The organism is Stenotrophomonas sp. TWI809 (assembly GCF_039673205.1).
Lineage (GTDB): Bacteria > Pseudomonadota > Gammaproteobacteria > Xanthomonadales > Xanthomonadaceae > Stenotrophomonas.
Genome location: NZ_JBDJLE010000028.1, coordinates 13,758 through 28,302 on the forward strand (window position 1 = coordinate 13,758; position 14,545 = coordinate 28,302).

At 66.2% G+C, this 14,545-nt stretch carries 15 protein-coding genes; 5 read left to right on the forward strand and 10 right to left on the reverse strand.

Translation table 11 applies throughout. The features are described 5' to 3' along the window. Nucleotides 1–3: 3 nt before the first annotated feature. Complete coding sequence (locus ABE472_RS16790; protein WP_346466672.1) at nucleotides 4–2,175, reverse strand: M3 family metallopeptidase; 2,172 nt, start codon at nucleotides 2,173–2,175, stop codon at nucleotides 4–6. Nucleotides 2,176–2,436: 261 nt separating this feature from the next. Here ABE472_RS16790 and ABE472_RS16795 point away from each other — a divergent pair, with 261 nt between their 5' ends. Beyond that, nucleotides 2,437–2,919 carry a glutathione peroxidase gene (locus ABE472_RS16795; RefSeq protein ID WP_313210324.1) on the forward strand — a complete coding sequence of 161 codons (483 nt, stop codon included), beginning with the start codon at nucleotides 2,437–2,439 and terminating at the stop codon, nucleotides 2,917–2,919. Between the two features lie 226 nt (nucleotides 2,920–3,145). Here the strand turns inward: ABE472_RS16795 and ABE472_RS16800 are convergent, their stop codons facing one another. The 5 genes from ABE472_RS16800 to ABE472_RS16820 all read right to left on the reverse strand — a co-directional run bounded on the left by ABE472_RS16800 (nucleotide 3,146) and on the right by ABE472_RS16820 (nucleotide 8,162). After that, the gene (locus ABE472_RS16800) at nucleotides 3,146–3,691 is read right to left on the reverse strand and encodes a TlpA disulfide reductase family protein (protein WP_313210322.1); all 546 of its coding nucleotides are present in this window, start codon (nucleotides 3,689–3,691) and stop codon (nucleotides 3,146–3,148) included. A 203-nt stretch (nucleotides 3,692–3,894) separates the two neighbouring features. Then, entirely contained in the window at nucleotides 3,895–4,674 is a 780-nt protein-coding gene (locus tag ABE472_RS16805) for a ferredoxin--NADP reductase (protein WP_019185907.1), read from the reverse strand. Between the two features lie 95 nt (nucleotides 4,675–4,769). Further along, entirely contained in the window at nucleotides 4,770–6,641 is a 1,872-nt protein-coding gene (locus tag ABE472_RS16810) for an ABC transporter ATP-binding protein (RefSeq protein WP_259261553.1), read from the reverse strand. Nucleotides 6,642–6,785: 144 nt separating this feature from the next. After that, nucleotides 6,786–7,229, reverse strand: coding sequence for a carboxymuconolactone decarboxylase family protein (locus ABE472_RS16815; protein WP_346464627.1), 444 nt, complete (start codon nucleotides 7,227–7,229; stop codon nucleotides 6,786–6,788). Nucleotides 7,230–7,265: 36 nt separating this feature from the next. Then, nucleotides 7,266–8,162: an RNA polymerase sigma-70 factor gene (locus ABE472_RS16820; RefSeq protein WP_346464626.1), complete on the reverse strand. Its 897-nt coding sequence runs from the start codon at nucleotides 8,160–8,162 to the stop codon at nucleotides 7,266–7,268. A gap of 154 nt (nucleotides 8,163–8,316) precedes the next feature. On the opposite strand from ABE472_RS16820, the gene ABE472_RS16825 reads away from it, so the two are divergent. Then, nucleotides 8,317–9,834 (forward strand): fumarate hydratase, encoded by a 1,518-nt coding sequence (locus tag ABE472_RS16825; protein WP_019185911.1) that lies wholly within the window; start codon nucleotides 8,317–8,319, stop codon nucleotides 9,832–9,834. 102 nt (nucleotides 9,835–9,936) lie between these two features. Here ABE472_RS16825 and ABE472_RS16830 read toward each other — a convergent pair whose 3' ends face one another. Beyond that, nucleotides 9,937–10,572: a LysE family translocator gene (locus ABE472_RS16830; RefSeq protein WP_313218840.1), complete on the reverse strand. Its 636-nt coding sequence runs from the start codon at nucleotides 10,570–10,572 to the stop codon at nucleotides 9,937–9,939. Nucleotides 10,573–10,732: 160 nt separating this feature from the next. Here ABE472_RS16830 and ABE472_RS16835 point away from each other — a divergent pair, with 160 nt between their 5' ends. Further along, complete coding sequence (locus ABE472_RS16835; RefSeq protein WP_313218839.1) at nucleotides 10,733–11,368, forward strand: glutathione S-transferase family protein; 636 nt, start codon at nucleotides 10,733–10,735, stop codon at nucleotides 11,366–11,368. Between the two features lie 177 nt (nucleotides 11,369–11,545). Further along, the gene (locus ABE472_RS16840; RefSeq protein ID WP_313210307.1) at nucleotides 11,546–11,899 is read left to right on the forward strand and encodes a hypothetical protein; all 354 of its coding nucleotides are present in this window, start codon (nucleotides 11,546–11,548) and stop codon (nucleotides 11,897–11,899) included. A gap of 9 nt (nucleotides 11,900–11,908) precedes the next feature. On the opposite strand, the gene arsC is transcribed toward ABE472_RS16840, so the two are convergent. The 3 genes from arsC to ABE472_RS16855 all read right to left on the reverse strand — a co-directional run bounded on the left by arsC (nucleotide 11,909) and on the right by ABE472_RS16855 (nucleotide 14,067). After that, entirely contained in the window at nucleotides 11,909–12,262 is a 354-nt protein-coding gene (arsC, locus tag ABE472_RS16845) for an arsenate reductase (glutaredoxin) (RefSeq protein ID WP_346466673.1), read from the reverse strand. Continuing rightward, complete coding sequence (locus tag ABE472_RS16850; RefSeq protein ID WP_346464624.1) at nucleotides 12,262–13,428, reverse strand: phospholipase A; 1,167 nt, start codon at nucleotides 13,426–13,428, stop codon at nucleotides 12,262–12,264. The genes arsC and ABE472_RS16850 overlap by 1 nt, the downstream gene beginning before the upstream one ends. 153 nt (nucleotides 13,429–13,581) lie before the next feature. After that, on the reverse strand, nucleotides 13,582–14,067 hold the full coding sequence (locus ABE472_RS16855; protein WP_259261564.1) for a DUF456 domain-containing protein: 486 nt from the start codon (nucleotides 14,065–14,067) through the stop codon (nucleotides 13,582–13,584). Between the two features lie 231 nt (nucleotides 14,068–14,298). On the opposite strand from ABE472_RS16855, the gene ABE472_RS16860 reads away from it, so the two are divergent. Beyond that, on the forward strand, nucleotides 14,299–14,502 hold the full coding sequence (locus tag ABE472_RS16860; RefSeq protein WP_019185917.1) for a cold-shock protein: 204 nt from the start codon (nucleotides 14,299–14,301) through the stop codon (nucleotides 14,500–14,502). Nucleotides 14,503–14,545 lie beyond the last annotated feature (43 nt).

Here is a 14,545-nt window from a genome sequence, read left to right on the forward strand (position 1 = left end):
CGCTTACTTCTTGCTGTCACCCGAGGTCAGGCCGCGCTTTTCGAGCAGCGGCTCGATCTGCGGGGCGTGGCCGGCGAAGTTCTGGAACAGCTCCATCGCATCGACGCTGCCGCCCTTGGAGAGCAGGGTCTGGCGGAAGTGGTCACCGTTCTTGCGGCTCAGGCCGCCGTTCTCGCGGAACCACTTCTGGGTGTTGGCATCCAACACTTCGGACCAGATGTAGGCGTAGTAGCCGGCCGAGTAGCCGCCCATGATGTGGCTGAAGTACGGGGTCTTGTAACGCGGCGGGACCGGCGCGTAGAAGATGCCGTCCTTGGCCAGGGCATCGGCTTCGAACTTCATGACGTCCTTGGCAGCCGGCACCTGGTCCGGGCCGATCTGGTGCCAGCGCTGATCGAGCATGGCCGCACCGAGGTACTCGGTGGTGGCGAAGCCCTGGTTGAACTTGGCGGCAGCGACGACCTTGTCGAGCAGGGCCTGCGGCATGGCCGTGCCGTTCTGGTAGTGCTTGGCGTAGTTCTTCAGGATGACCGGATCATCGGCCCACATCTCGTTGACCTGCGAGGGGAACTCGACGAAGTCGCGCGGCACCGAGGTGCCCGAGAAGTAGGGGTACTTCACGTTCGAGAACATGCCGTGCAGGGCATGGCCGAATTCATGGAAGGTGGTGGTCACTTCATCCCAGGTCAGCAGGGTCGGCTTGCCGGCCGGCGGCTTGGGGATGTTGAGATGGTTGGCGACCACCGGCTTGAAGCCGGTCAGTTCGGACTGCGAGACGTACGAGTTCATCCACGCACCGCCGCGCTTGGAGGCGCGTGCGTACGGGTCGAAGATGAAGATCGCCAGCTGGCTGCCGTCGGCATCGAACACGTCATAGACGGTGACGTCTTCGTGGTAGACCGGCAGGTCGGTGCGCTGCTTGAAGGTCAGGCCGAATTCAAGCTGGGCGGCGTGGAAGACGCCGTTTTCGAGCACGTTCTTCATTTCGAAGTACGGCTTGAGCTGGGATTCGTCGAAGTTGTACTTGGCCTGGCGGACCTTCTCGCTGTAGAACGCCCAGTCCCAGGCTTCCAGCTTGAAGGTGGGCTTGCCGGCGGCCTTCTGCTCCTTGTCGATCATCGCCTGCAGGTCGGCGGCTTCGCGCTTGGCGTTGGCGACGGCGGCCGGGGCGAGCTGGCCGAGCATGGCGTTGACCGCTTCGGGGGTCTTGGCGGTCTGGTTGGTCAGGTTGTAGGCGGCGAAGTTCGCAAAGCCCATCAGCTTGGCCTTGTCGGCACGCAGCTGCATGATGCGCGAGACCAGGGCGGTGTTGTCGTACTCACCGCCGCGGCTGCCGCGGGTGATGGAGGCTTCGTAGATCTTCTGGCGCAGCGCGCGGTTGGCCAGGTTGGTCAGCGGCGGCTGGCCGGTGGTGTTGAGCAGGGTGATGACGTACTTGCCGTCCTGGCCACGGGCCTTGGCGGCTTCGGCAGCGGCGGAGATCTGCTCCTGCGAGAGGCCGGCCAGTTCCTTGACGTCATCGACGGTGATCGCCGAGGCGTTCACTTCGGCCAGCACGTTCTGGCTGAACTTGGTGCCCAGGTTGGCCAGTTCGGCGTTCATTTCCTTGAGCTTGGTCTTGTCGGCTTCGGACAGCTTGGCGCCGGCGCGGACGTAGCTCTCGTAGTACTTCTCGACCAGGCGCACGCCCTCGGCGTCGAGGCCGAGCTGGGCGCGGGTGTCGTACAGGGTCTGGATGCGGGCGAACAGCTTGCCGTTCAGCGCGATCGCGTCGCTGTGCGCGGCGAAGCGGGCGGAGTAATCGGCCTGCAGCTTCTTGCGTGCGTCGTTGGTGTCGGCACCGACCAGGCTGAAGAAGACGGTGGTGGCGCGGTCCAGGGTCTCACCGCTCTTTTCCAGGGCGATGAGGGTGTTGTCGAAGGTCGGCTTGGCCTTGTTGTTGGCGATCGCCTCGACTTCCTTCAGCTGCTGGGCCATGCCGGCGTCGAAGGCGGGCGCGAAGTCGCTGTCCTTGATCTTGTCGAACTGCGGGAAGTGCAGCGGCAGCGGGCTGTCGGCGAAGAACGGGTTGGCCTGCTGGGCGCTGGTCGCGGCCGGGGTGGCGGCGGTGGCCGAATAGGCGGGCAGGGCAAGGCCGAGGGTCACGGCGACGGCGAGGGCAAGACGGGTGGTCAAGGGGAATTCTCCGGTCAGACAAGTCTTTGAGGGTAACCCGAGCCGTTGCGGAGGGGCTTGTGTCGAAAGGCATGTTTTGGCCGGACCACGGCCGGGGCATGGCGAAAGCAACTGCGGCGCCGGACAGTTGATTGGCGCCTTAAAAAGCGGCGTGTGGCCAGATTGGGAGCAGTAGTGCCGGCCGCTGGCCGGCTCCCCAGCCGTGCATGACGAGTCCAGCAGGCAAGCTAAGATGAGGTCTTTCCACCGGAATCCCCTGCCATGACCACTGCCTTCGATTTCCCGTTCGTGGACCTGTCCGGCCAGCCGCAGGCGTTGGCGCAGTACCGGGGCAAGGTGTTGCTGCTGGTCAATGTGGCCAGCAAGTGCGGCTTTACGCCGCAGTACGAGGGGCTGGAGGCGCTGTGGCGGGAGTTCGGGCCACGGGGGCTGGTGGTGGTCGGGTTTCCCTGCGATCAGTTCGGGCACCAGGAGCCGGGCGATGCGGCGCAGATCGGGGAATTCTGCTCGCTGACCTACGGGGTCAGTTTCCCGATGTCGGACAAGGTCGAGGTCAACGGCGCCGGCGCTGATCCGCTGTGGCAGTGGCTCAAGGCCGAGAAGGCCGGGGTATTGGGCACGCGCGGGATCAAGTGGAACTTCAGCAAGTTCCTGGTCGGGCGCGATGGGCAGGTGCTGGCGCGGTATGCGCCGACTGACAAGCCCGAGTCGCTGCGCGGCGACATCGAGGCGGCGCTGGCGTAACGCCGGGCTCTGCCCGGCTCCGTGATCCCGGTAGTGCCGGCCGCTGGCCGGCTCCTCGCATCACCGGTTCGCCCAACGTTCCAGCCACGCATGGCGTGGCTCTACCGGCTCGCATCATCGGATCGCCGACGTTCCAGCCACGCATGGCGTGGCTCTACCGGCTCGCATCATCGGATCGCCGACGTTCCAGCCACGCATGGCGTGGCTCTACACCGCGGCGGTGGAATCAGCCGCCTGCTTTCCGGTTGCGCACGTCTTCGGGCAGGAGGGCGAGGATGTCGTCGACGATTTTCGGCAGGCTCTGCTCGGAGTAGCCGCGATGCACGCCGGCGATGCTGCCGTCGTGGCCGATGATGAACATGTGCGGGATGGTCTGGATGCCGTACTGGTCGCTGACCTCGCCCTTGGCGTCGTGGATGTAGTCCAGTGGCGGGGCGTTGCGGCTGCGGGCGATGGCGGCGAAATCGGCGCGCGGTTCCTTCAGGTTCACCGCGTAGACCTGCAGCGCGTCATGCCCGATGACCTTCTGCAGCTGGCCCAGGATCGGCAGTTCCTTGCGGCACGGGCCGCACCACGAGGCCCAGAACGTGACGATGACGACCTTGCCGCGCTGGCTGGCCAGGTCCACCACATTGCCCCGGCGGTCCTTGCCCAGGATCTGCGGCGGGATATCGCCGGCTTTCGGTGAGGGCGTTGCGGGCGCGGCGGCGCTGGCAGCCAGGCTCATGGCGAGCAGCAGGCAGGCGAGGGCGGGGCGGATCTTCCTGATCATCGGTACGGCTCCAGGTCAGACCCGGCCGTTGCCGGGCTGACGCGGAATATAGCCCAACGTGCATGCGATCGTTGCCGCGGGAGCCGACCAACGGTCGGCTCTACCCGGCAGGGCTGCGGTTGGCGTATCAGCCCCGTAGAGCCGGGCGCTGCCCGGCTGGCGCGCAGGTTCGTCGATCAGCCGGGCGGAGCCCGGCGCCGCGATTACTTTTCGACGAACGCGCGCTCGAAGACGTAGTGGCCCGGGGTGCCGATGCGCGGCGAGGTCTGGAAGCCGCGGCTGTCCAGCACGGTGCGCAGGTCGGCCAGCATCTGCGGGCTGCCGCAGATCATGGCGCGGTCGTTTTCCGGATCCAGCGGCGGCAGGCCGAGGGTCTTCTGCATCTCGCCGCTTTCCATCAGCGAGGTCAGGCGGCCCTGGTTGGGGAACGCCTCACGGGTGACGGCCGGGTAGTACAGCAGCTTGTCGCCGATCATCTCGCCGAGGAATTCGTGCTCGCGCAGTTCCTTCTCGAACAGGTCGCGGTAGGCCAAGTCTTTTTCGTAGCGCACGCCGTGGGTGAGGATCACCTTGTCGAAGCGCTCGTAGGTTTCCGGGTCCTTGATCACCGACAGCCACGGCGCCAGGCCGGTGCCGGTGCCGAGCAGGTACAGGTGCTTGCCCGGGTGCAGGTCGCTGATCAGCAGGGTGCCGGTAGGCTTCTTGCCGACCAGCACCTTGTCGCCCGGCTTGATGTGCTGCAGGCGCGAGGTCAGCGGGCCGTCCTGGACCTTGATGCTGAAGAACTCCAGGTTTTCTTCCCAGTTGGCACTGGCGATGGAGTACGCGCGCAGCAGCGGGCGCGCCTCGGTTTCCAGGCCGATCATCACGAACTGGCCGTTCTCGAAGCGGAAGCCGCTGTCGCGGGTCGTGGTGAAGCTGAAGTAGGCGTCGGTCCAGTGACGGACCTCAAGCACCGTTTCGGCGCCAAAAGCGGAAGACATGGGGGTGGGGTTCTGGTCGGTTTCGTCGGGTCTAGTTTATCTCAAATGAGATAAATTCTCATTGACTGGCCGGACAGGCCTGTCGCGTCTGGGTTTCAGCGGTACCCGGCGGCCTGCAGCTCGAACAGTTCGGCATACCGTCCGCCCTGGGTCATCAGTTCGGCATGGGTGCCGCTGGCCTCGATCCGGCCGCCGGCCAGCACCAGGATGCGGTCGGCCATGCGCACCGAGGAGAACCGGTGCGAGATCAGCACCGCGGTGCGGTTGTCGGACAGTTCCTTGAAGCGCTGGAACACCTCGAACTCGCTGCGCGCATCCAGCGCCGCGGTCGGTTCATCCAGGATCATGACCTGTGCATCGCGCATGTAGGCACGCGCGATCGCGATCTTCTGCCACTGACCGCCGGACAGGTCCACGCCCATCTTGAAGCGGCGGCCGATGAGCTGGTCGTAGCCGCCGGGCAGGCCGGCGATCACTTCATCGGCCATGCCGCGGCGCGCGGCATCGCGGATGCGGGCGTCGTCGGTCATCGCCTCGACCAGGCCGACGCCGATGTTCTCGCCGGCGCTGAGGTTGTAGCGCACGAAGTCCTGGAAGATCACGCCCATGTTGGCGCGCAGGTCGTCCAGGTCGTAATCGCGCAGGTCGCGGCCATCAAGCAGGATGCGGCCTTCGTCGGGGTCGTACAGGCGGGCCAGCAGCTTGACCAGGGTGGTCTTGCCGGCACCGTTCTCGCCGACCAGCGCCAGCACTTCGCCGGCACGCAGGTCGAAATCCAGATGGCGTACCGCCCAGCTTTCGGCGTCGGGGTAGCGGAATCCGACATTCTCGAACACGAAGCCCTGGGTGATCGGCTGCGGGATGGCGACCGCGTCCGGGCGCGAATGGATCTCCGGTTCGATCTGGAAGAACGAGAACAGATCGTCCAGGTACAGCGCTTGCCCGGCGACCTGCGAAAAGCCGATCAGCAGCCCTTCGAGCAGCTGGCGCAGGCGCAGGAAACTGCCGGCCAGGAAGGTGAGGTCGCCGATCGAGAAATCGCCGCGTACCGTGCGCCAGGCGATGTAGGCATACGCCGCGTAGTACCCGAGCGTCCCCAGCGCGGCGAGCAGCGTGCCCCAGATCGCGCGCTTGCGCGCGAGGGCGCGGTTGGCCAGGTAGAACTTCTCGGCCAGCCGTTTGTAGCGGTCGATCAGGAAGCGATGGAGGTTGAAGATTTTCACCTCCTTGGCGGTTTCCACGCTGGCCCCGATCTGGCGCAGGTACTCCAGCTGCCGACGCTCGGGCGTCCACTGGAAATTGAGGCTGTAGCCGGCGGCGTTGAAATGCGATTCGCCGATGAACGCCGGGATCAGCGCCACCGCGAGCAGCAGGATCAACCACGGCGCGTACACGATCAGGCCGACCGCAAGGCTGGCCACGGTGATGCTGTCCTGCACCTGGCCGAACAGCTGGCTCATCAGGTTCATCCGGCCCATGGTCTGGCGCCGTGCGCGGTCCAGCTTGTCCTGCAGGTCGGGGTCTTCGAAATCTTCCAGGTCCAGCTCGGCGGCGTGTTCCATCAGGCGCACGCTGGTGACGTTGGTGAACAGCTCTGACAACAACGTATCGGCGTAGCTGACCATGCGGCCGAGCAGGTCCGAGGCCATGGCCAAGCCGAACTCGAGTGCGAGCAACCCGAGCAGCGGGTTCAGCAGCCCGCTGGAGAGCGCCTCGCCGAACGGCGGGAAGCCCGCATCGTGCTGGCTGAGCAGTACCGCCGCATCGATGATCAGCTTGCCGACATACAGCATCGCCACCGGCAGCAACGCACGGATCACACGCAGCCCGAGGCTGGCCAGGGTCAGCCCGGGGCTGGTCTGCCAGACCTGGCGCAGGAACGGGGGCAGGTTGCGCATCGCATTGACGCGCTCGCGCAGGCTGGGATTCTTCTGGCCGGGTGCACCGGCAGCGGGGGAGGCGGGCATGGGCGGTATTGTGCGCGCCGTGACCGTGGTTGATGCATGAATTCAGTGCACGCGGACCGCAGCCCGGTAGTGCCGGCCGTTGGCCGGCGCCAGGTTGCATCCCGCCACCTGCGGAGCCGGCCAGCGGCCGGCACTACCCGTTCCTTATGGCAGCGGCGGCAGCAGGCCGGCGCCGAGGCGGTTCCAGGCGTTGATCACCGCGATGCCCATGCTCAGATCGCTGATGCCCTTCTCATCGAAATGCAGGGCCAGTGCGTCGTAGGCCGCATCGGACGGCGCTGCGCTGCTCAGCCGGGTCAGCGCTTCGGCCCAGCCCAGCGCGGCACGCTCGCGCGCATCGAAGAAGCGGCTCTCGTGCCAGGCCGGCAGCGTATCGAGCTTGCGCGGTTCGATCCCCCCCTTGCGCAGGGTGGTGCCGTGCATGTCCATGCAGTAGCCACAGCCATTGATCTGCGAGACCCGCATGAACACCAGCTCCATCAATACAGGATCGATGGAGCTGTCGTGGACGGCCTTGCTGGTGGCCAGCAGGCCCTTGAAGGCCTCAGCGGCCAGACGGGTGTAGGGAACGCGGGGCGAAGCGGACATGTGGGTACTCCATGACGGCCGCAATGGCCGTCTTCATCAGGAGGACGCGCCAGCCTCGCGCGCTGTGACAAGCGCGGTGAGTTTTTCCGGATTGAGCACGCTGAGCACGCGCACGATGCGCTCCCCATCGACCGTGATCATCGTGACCGAGTGCAACTGGTCCCCGGCAAAACGCAGGATCGCCGGCTCGCCGTTGACCTGGCCGAGCTGGGCGGGATGCTGGCCATTGCGACGGGCGATCGCCCAGTACAGCTGCGCGATGCGCTCAGCGCCCAGCAGGGGGCGGATCGCCGCGGTCACGCGACCGCCGCCATCGGAGATCATCTCGGCGTTGGCGTCGAGCAGCGAGCGGATCGCCGTCAGGTCGCCCTGCTGCGAGGCGTCCATGAAGCGTGCCAGCAGGTCGCGGTGCTGCGCGGGCGAGACCGCGAAGCGTGGGGCGCCGGTCTGCAGCCGCTGCCGCGCCCGGTGCACCAGTTGCCGGCAGTTGGCGGGGGAGTGCTCCAGCAGCGGGGCGATGTCCGGGTAGTCGTAGTCGAACACGTCCTTGAGCAGGAAGGCAGCACGCTCGTCCGGCGTGAGCTGCTCCAGCAGCGCCAGGAACGCCACGGAAACCTCGTCGGCCAGCGCGTGGCGCTGGGCCGGGTCCTGCAGCGGATCCGGGTCCAGGGTGATCTCCAGCGGCTCGGGCAGCCACGGCCCCACGTAGTCCAGGCGCGCGCTGCGCCGGGCGCGCAGCCGGTCCAGCCCGAGCCGGGTGGTGGCGGTGACCAGCCAACCCTCCGGATCGCGGATCACGGCGGTGTCGGTGCCCTGCCAGCGCAGCCAGGCGTCCTGGACGGTGTCCTCGGCGTCGCTGCGGCTGCCCAGCAGGCGGTAGGCCAGGGCGAACAGGCGGGGGCGGTGGGTCTGGAAGGTATCGGTCGGGGTCATGCCGGGAGGACGCGGCCGGGCAGACCGCTGTGACAAGGCTGGGCAGCCACTGTGCACCAAACCGGGCCACCGCGAGCGATTCTCAACGCCGAGGGGCGGTCCTTGTTAAAATCGGCGGTTCAACCCCCGCCAGCCTCCAGCAAGCGAGCAAGTCGTGACATCGATCAAGCAGGAAGACCTCATCCAGTCCATCGCCGACGCGCTGCAGTACATTTCGTACTACCACCCGGTCGATTACATCAAGAGCCTCAACGCTGCCTACGAGCGCGAAGAGTCGCCGGCCGCGAAGGAGGCGATGGCCCAGATCCTGATCAACTCGCGCATGTGTGCCGAAGGCCACCGGCCGATCTGCCAGGACACCGGCATCGTCACCGTGTTCCTGGAAATCGGCATGAACGTGCGCTGGGACGACGCCACGATGGGCGTGGAGGACATGGCCAACGAAGGCGTGCGCCGCGCCTACAACTATCCGGACAACAAGCTGCGCGCCTCGGTGCTGGCCGATCCGGCCGGCAAGCGCATCAACACCAAGGACAACACCCCGGGCGTGGTCAACGTCAAGGTGGTGCCGGGTGACACCGTCGAGGTGATCGTCGCGGCCAAGGGCGGCGGTTCGGAAGCCAAGTCCAAGTTCGCCATGCTCAACCCGTCCGACTCGATCGTGGACTGGGTGCTCAAGACCGTGCCGACCATGGGCGCCGGCTGGTGTCCGCCGGGCATGCTCGGCATCGGCATCGGCGGCACCGCCGAGAAGGCGATGCTGCTGGCCAAGGAGTCGCTGATGGAGCCGATCGACATCAACGAGCTCAAGGCCCGTGGCGCCTCCAACCGTGCCGAAGAACTGCGCCTGGAACTGTTCGACAAGGTCAACGCGCTGGGCATCGGCGCGCAGGGCCTGGGCGGCCTGACCACCGTGCTGGACATCAAGGTCAAGGACTTCCCGACCCACGCGGCCAACCTGCCGGTGGCGATGATCCCGAACTGCGCGGCCACCCGCCATGCGCATTTCACGCTGGATGGCAGCGGCCCGGTGATGCTCGATCCGCCGTCATTGGAAGACTGGCCGCAGATCACCTATGACGCCTCCAAGGGCACCCGGGTCGATCTGGACACGATCACTCCGGAAGACGTCGCCAGCTGGAAGCCCGGCCAGACCCTGCTGCTCAACGGCAAGCTGCTGACCGGCCGCGACGCCGCGCACAAGCGCATGGTGGAGATGCTGGACAAGGGCGAGCCGCTGCCGGTCGACCTCAAGGGCCGCTTCATCTACTACGTCGGCCCGGTCGATCCGGTGCGCGACGAAGTGGTGGGCCCGGCCGGCCCGACCACCGCGACCCGCATGGACAAGTTCACCCGCCAGGTGCTGGAACAGACCGGCCTGCTGGGCATGGTCGGCAAGGCCGAGCGCGGCCCGGCGGCGATCGAGGCGATCCGTGACAACAAGTCGGCCTACCTGATGGCGGTCGGCGGCTCGGCCTACCTGGTCTCCAAGGCGATCAAGGCGGCCAAGGTGGTCGGCTTCGCGGATCTGGGCATGGAAGCGATCTACGAGTTCACCGTGCAGGACATGCCGGTGACCGTGGCGGTGGATTCCACCGGCGAGTCCGTGCACCAGACCGGCCCGCGCGAGTGGCAGGCCCGCATCGGCAAGATTCCGGTCGTCGTCGCCTGAGGCTTCCCGTCGCGATAACGCTGCACACGAAAACGGCGCCCCAAGGGCGCCGTTTTTCGTGGCTGAGGCGGGCAGGCACCGACCGTTGGCCAGTGCTTCTCCTCAGCGGCGCGCGTCCACCAGCATGCGCACCGCCAGCGCGCCGAGCACCGTACCCATCAGGCCGCGCTGCACCGTCTGCCAGCGCGGGCGTCCGGCCAGGAAGGTGGCAATACTGCCGGCGGCCAGTACGATCAGTGCGTTGACACTGACGCTGGTCGCGATCTGCACCAGCCCGAGCACCACCGATTGCACCATCACGCTGCCATGCCCATGGGGCTGGATGAACTGCGGCAGCAGCGAGAGATACATCACGGCGATCTTCGGATTGAGCAGCGCGGTGAACAGCCCCATGCCGAACAATCTGCGCGGGCTGTCATGGTCCAGCGTGCGCAGCTGGAACGGCGAACGTCCGCCAGGGCGCAGCGCCTGCCAGGCCAGGTACAGCAGATACGCCGCGCCGGCGAAACGCAACACATCGTAGGCATGCGGCACTGCCATCAGCAGCGCGGTGATGCCCAGTGCCGCGCACACCAGGTACACCAGAAAACCCAGCGCGACACCGCCCAGCGAGATCAGCCCGGCGGTGCGTCCCTGGCAGATCGAGCGCGAGATCAGATAGATCATGTTCGGCCCGGGCGTCAGCACCATGCCCAGCGAAATCAGACCGAAGGCGAGCAGAGCGGACGAATCGGGCATGGGAGGATCCTGGACTGGCGGCGGGGCAGAAGACGCATTCTGCGAGCGTCCGCGGCGCAGTGTCAGAGACAGAACGCGTCCCCATCGCCCGTGCTCTGTACCCATGTGATGGCACGGAGCGCGAGCGCATACTGTGCGCCTCCCTCAAGAGGCCCTGAGCATGCGCACCACGTTGTATGGATCGCCGAGTACCGCCGCCCTGGTCGTCCATTGGCTGTTGCTGGAACTGCAGATCGAGCACGATCTGGTGCTGCTGGATTTCGACAAGCGCGAGCACAAGGATGCAGCGTATCTCGCCTTGAATCCGGCGGGCCTGGTGCCGACGCTGGTGCTGGACGGGCAGGTATTGACCGAAGCGGCAGCGATCGCGCTGCATCTGGCAGACCGCCATCCGGAAGCGGCCCTGCTGCCAGCCCCGGGGACTGCCGACCGTGCCGAGGCGTACCGCTGGATGTTCTGGTGCGCCAATACCGTGCAACCGGCGTATCGGGCGTGGTTCTACCCGCAGGAAATGGCGGGCCCCGAGCACGTGGACGCGACCCGCCAGCGGGCGCGCGAGCGGCTGGAAGGCGCGTGGCAGCATCTGGCCGAGCATCTGTCCACGCGCGGCCCGTATGTGCTGGGCGAGTCGTTGAGCGTGGTCGATTTCATGCTGGTGATGCTGATGCGCTGGTCGCGCAACATGCCCACGCCCAGTGACACCTGGCCGGCATTGAAGGCCTACGCCGATCGTCTGAAAGCACGGCCGGCGTTCGCCGAGGTCTACCGGCGCGAGGGCATCACCGACTGGCGTTGAAGGACGTCAGTCGATGTGCGCCTCGAAGATGCGACGCGCGCCGCAGCCGATGTAACGCAACAGGCGTCTGCGACCGCGCCGGGAACCCCGGCCTTAATTCGGAAAACAAGCAGTGCTACATTCCGGGCATGCACACATGCCGGCCACGGCCGGATGCTTTCCACACGGAGCACGACGATGCCGAGGATGCTTTCCGCCCTGCTGTTGATCCTGCTGGTCACCGCCTGCAGCAGTGATGGCGATTTCCACACCGCCCCGCCCAGCCTGCGCGAGGTCACCGCCGCCAACCAGTGCATGCAGCAGTGCCAACGCCAGTACGACAGTTGCATGACCAACCGTACGGGATTTGGCAGCGGCGACAGCTGTGGCGCCGGGGTGGCGACCCAGCGCGATGCGAAGTGCGACAAGATCGACAACCCGGACCTGCGTAAATCATGCCAGGCCAGCAGCGACTACTGCCGCAACCGGCTGCCGGCGCTGACCTGCGGGGAGGATATCAACCGGTGTACCAGCCGCTGCGGCGGCAGCTGAGGCGCGGTTTTACGCCGGTAGGATCTCCAGCACCTTCTCTGGCGGCCGGCACAGGCGTGCACCGCGCGGGGTCTCCACGATCGGGCGGTTGATCAGCTCCGGGTGGGCGACCATCGCCTCGATCAACGCGGCATCGGACAACGCATCGTCGTCCAGCCCGAGCGAACCATAGGCCGGCTCCTTGTTGCGCAGCAACGCACGCGGGGCGATGCCCATGCGCGTGATCAGCCCTGCCAGCGTGGCACGGTCCGGCGGGGTCTTGAGGTACTCGATCACCACCGGCTCGATGCCGTGCTCACGCAGGATCTCCAGCGCCCCGCGCGAGTTGCTGCAGCGCGGGTTGTGCCAGATCGTCACCGCCATCAATACCACTCCAGCAGCGACACACCCAGGCCGACATAGGTGGCCTTGTGGTTGTAGTCGATCATGCTCTCGCCGTAACCATCGAAGATCTGCACATGGCCGCGCAGCAGGTTGCTGATCGGGAAGCCGTAATCAAGCTGCAGCGCGCCGTGCGAGCGATCACCGCCGCGCAGCGAGTGCCGCGCCATCAGCGAGACCTCGTGGCCGTTCTTGTTCCAGGTCAGGGTCGCGTCGCCGCGGCCCATGTAATCGGAGATGTCCGGGTTGTTGTCGTCCTTGCGGTCTTCCGGGATGCGATACCACGGGCGCAGCACCAGCGCCCAGTTTTCCCGGTCCAGGCCGACGGTGGCGATCACCCGGTTCCAGCTGCGCGACAGGGGATCGGCGCGGCCGTTGGACATGTGGTTGACGCCGATCCCGCTCATGCGCCCGCGCCAGCCGCCGATCGAGTAGCCGTTGCGGAACATCATCATCACTTCCGGCTCGTAATTGGTCTCACGGAACGGGCGCGAGTTGTCGGCGTTGTAGGCCTGCCAGCGCGAGCTCTGCGTGTAGCCGGCCCAGATGTCGCCGTTGTCGCCGAACAGGTTCTCCACGATCTTGGTCTTGAAGCTGAGCTGGAACTTCAGTTCCGCGCTGTCCAGCTGCTGCGAGGTGGTGACCGTGTTGACCGGATTGGGCGACTGCGGCATCTGGTTCTTGTCGCTGGTCCAGAACGCGGGCAGCAGGTAGACCGGCTTGTAGGCGCGCAGCTGGAACGCGCCAAGCTTGGAGTCCTGCGCGAGCTCCCAACGGCTGTCGAGCAGCGAGCCCTTGCCGGCATTGGCCAGCGCATCTTCATGGCCGTCGTTCTTGAACACTTCTCCGAGGCGCTGCTTGACCCGCTGCGTCGCGGGCGCGTCGGCGTCGGCACTGCGGGCGGCATGACGTTCTTCCCGGCGCTCCTGCTTGGCGGCGGTGGCGGCGGCATCGGCGGCCAGGGTTACGTCGGGCGTGCGCCCGAACAGCGTGTCGTAGCAGGCCAGGCGCGCTGCGTCGGTGTCCACCAGTGCGCAGGCCTCCGGTGACGCCGGCTTCGGTGCCGCCTCCTGTGCTGCGGCGGGCAGGGCGGTGCCGGCCAAGGCCAGGGCAGTGAACAGGACGGAACGGGAATGGGGCATGGTCATGGGAGCAGGGCCGCGTGACAAGAATGAATGGGTCAACCGGCACAGTGTGGCCGCTGAGGAATAATCCCGCCAGCGCACGACACGGTCGATCTGATCCGGTTTATGCCGGTCAATGGTGTGGTCAGGGCGTGAAGCCCCGGTCTGGCGGTGACCTCAGAAGAACCAGGCGAACGCGAACAGGCCCAGCATCGCGATCACCAGCGCCAGCTTGAGCGCGAACCCCAGCAGGATGCCAAGCCAGGTCGCCAGGCCCACCTTGGTGGAGCGGCCCAGCTCGCGGGTGTGCCAGTACTCGCCCAGCAGTGCGCCGGCGAGCGGGCCCACGAACAGGCCGATCGGCATGAAGAACACCCCGACGATGCTGCCCAAGAAGGTTCCCCACAGGGCCTTGCGGCTGGCACCTACCCGCTGTGCGCCGACCACCGTGGCCAGGATGTCCACGGCGAAAGACAGCAGGGTCAACAGGCCCAGGACCGTCAGCGGCAGCCAGCCCACATGGACGAAATCGTCGGCCCATGCCGCCAGCACCAGCCCGGCGAACACCAGCGGGATGCCGGGCAGGGCGGGAAGAATCACGCCGGCAATGCCGACGAGCACCAGAACGACGGCTAGCAGGTACAAGATGAATGAATGGTCCATGCTGTCCAGTATGGTTCCTGAAATGGGGTTGACATCCGAAGGTTTTGGCCAGTTGCTTTTTCGTTTTGCTCGGGTTAAGTTGCAGACGCTGAGCTTGGCAAGGTCACCGTGGATCGTGGCCTGATGATGGTAGATCTTCCAGATCCGCTGCATCGTTGCACCCCGCTTCCCCTTGCTGTCAGCCGCCTGTACGGGTGTATCCAACAACAAGACAGTTAGGGAGTAGCTGAGATGGCTGAGAAGGGCACCGTCAAGTGGTTCAACGACGCGAAGGGTTTCGGGTTCATCAGCCGTGAGAGCGGCGAAGATGTGTTCGTGCACTTCCGTGCGATCGAATCCCAGGGCTTCAAGAGCCTGAAGGAAGGTCAAGCGGTCGAGTTCGAAGTGGTCACTGGCCAGAAGGGCCTGCAGGCCGACAAGGTCAAGCCGCTCTGAGCGCAGACCGGGTCCTGCCTGGTTGAAACACGAAAAGGGCCCG

Excerpts from the sequence above, each read along its gene's own strand:
- ABE472_RS16800 (WP_313210322.1), bottom strand. The coding sequence starts at position 3,691 with ATGATCAGGAAGATCCGCCCCGCCCTCGCCTGCCTGCTGCTCGCCATG.
- arsC (WP_346466673.1), bottom strand. The coding sequence starts at position 12,262 with ATGGCGGTGACGATCTGGCACAACCCGCGCTGCAGCAACTCGCGCGGG.
- ABE472_RS16815 (WP_346464627.1), bottom strand. The coding sequence starts at position 7,229 with ATGTCCGCTTCGCCCCGCGTTCCCTACACCCGTCTGGCCGCTGAGGCC.
- ABE472_RS16840 (WP_313210307.1), top strand. The coding sequence starts at position 11,546 with ATGCCGAGGATGCTTTCCGCCCTGCTGTTGATCCTGCTGGTCACCGCC.
- ABE472_RS16830 (WP_313218840.1), bottom strand. The coding sequence starts at position 10,572 with ATGCCCGATTCGTCCGCTCTGCTCGCCTTCGGTCTGATTTCGCTGGGC.
- ABE472_RS16795 (WP_313210324.1), top strand. The coding sequence starts at position 2,437 with ATGACCACTGCCTTCGATTTCCCGTTCGTGGACCTGTCCGGCCAGCCG.
- ABE472_RS16850 (WP_346464624.1), bottom strand. The coding sequence starts at position 13,428 with ATGACCATGCCCCATTCCCGTTCCGTCCTGTTCACTGCCCTGGCCTTG.
- ABE472_RS16835 (WP_313218839.1), top strand. The coding sequence starts at position 10,733 with ATGCGCACCACGTTGTATGGATCGCCGAGTACCGCCGCCCTGGTCGTC.
- ABE472_RS16805 (WP_019185907.1), bottom strand. The coding sequence starts at position 4,674 with ATGTCTTCCGCTTTTGGCGCCGAAACGGTGCTTGAGGTCCGTCACTGG.
- ABE472_RS16855 (WP_259261564.1), bottom strand. The coding sequence starts at position 14,067 with ATGGACCATTCATTCATCTTGTACCTGCTAGCCGTCGTTCTGGTGCTC.
- ABE472_RS16820 (WP_346464626.1), bottom strand. The coding sequence starts at position 8,162 with ATGACCCCGACCGATACCTTCCAGACCCACCGCCCCCGCCTGTTCGCC.
- ABE472_RS16810 (WP_259261553.1), bottom strand. The coding sequence starts at position 6,641 with ATGCCCGCCTCCCCCGCTGCCGGTGCACCCGGCCAGAAGAATCCCAGC.
- ABE472_RS16860 (WP_019185917.1), top strand. The coding sequence starts at position 14,299 with ATGGCTGAGAAGGGCACCGTCAAGTGGTTCAACGACGCGAAGGGTTTC.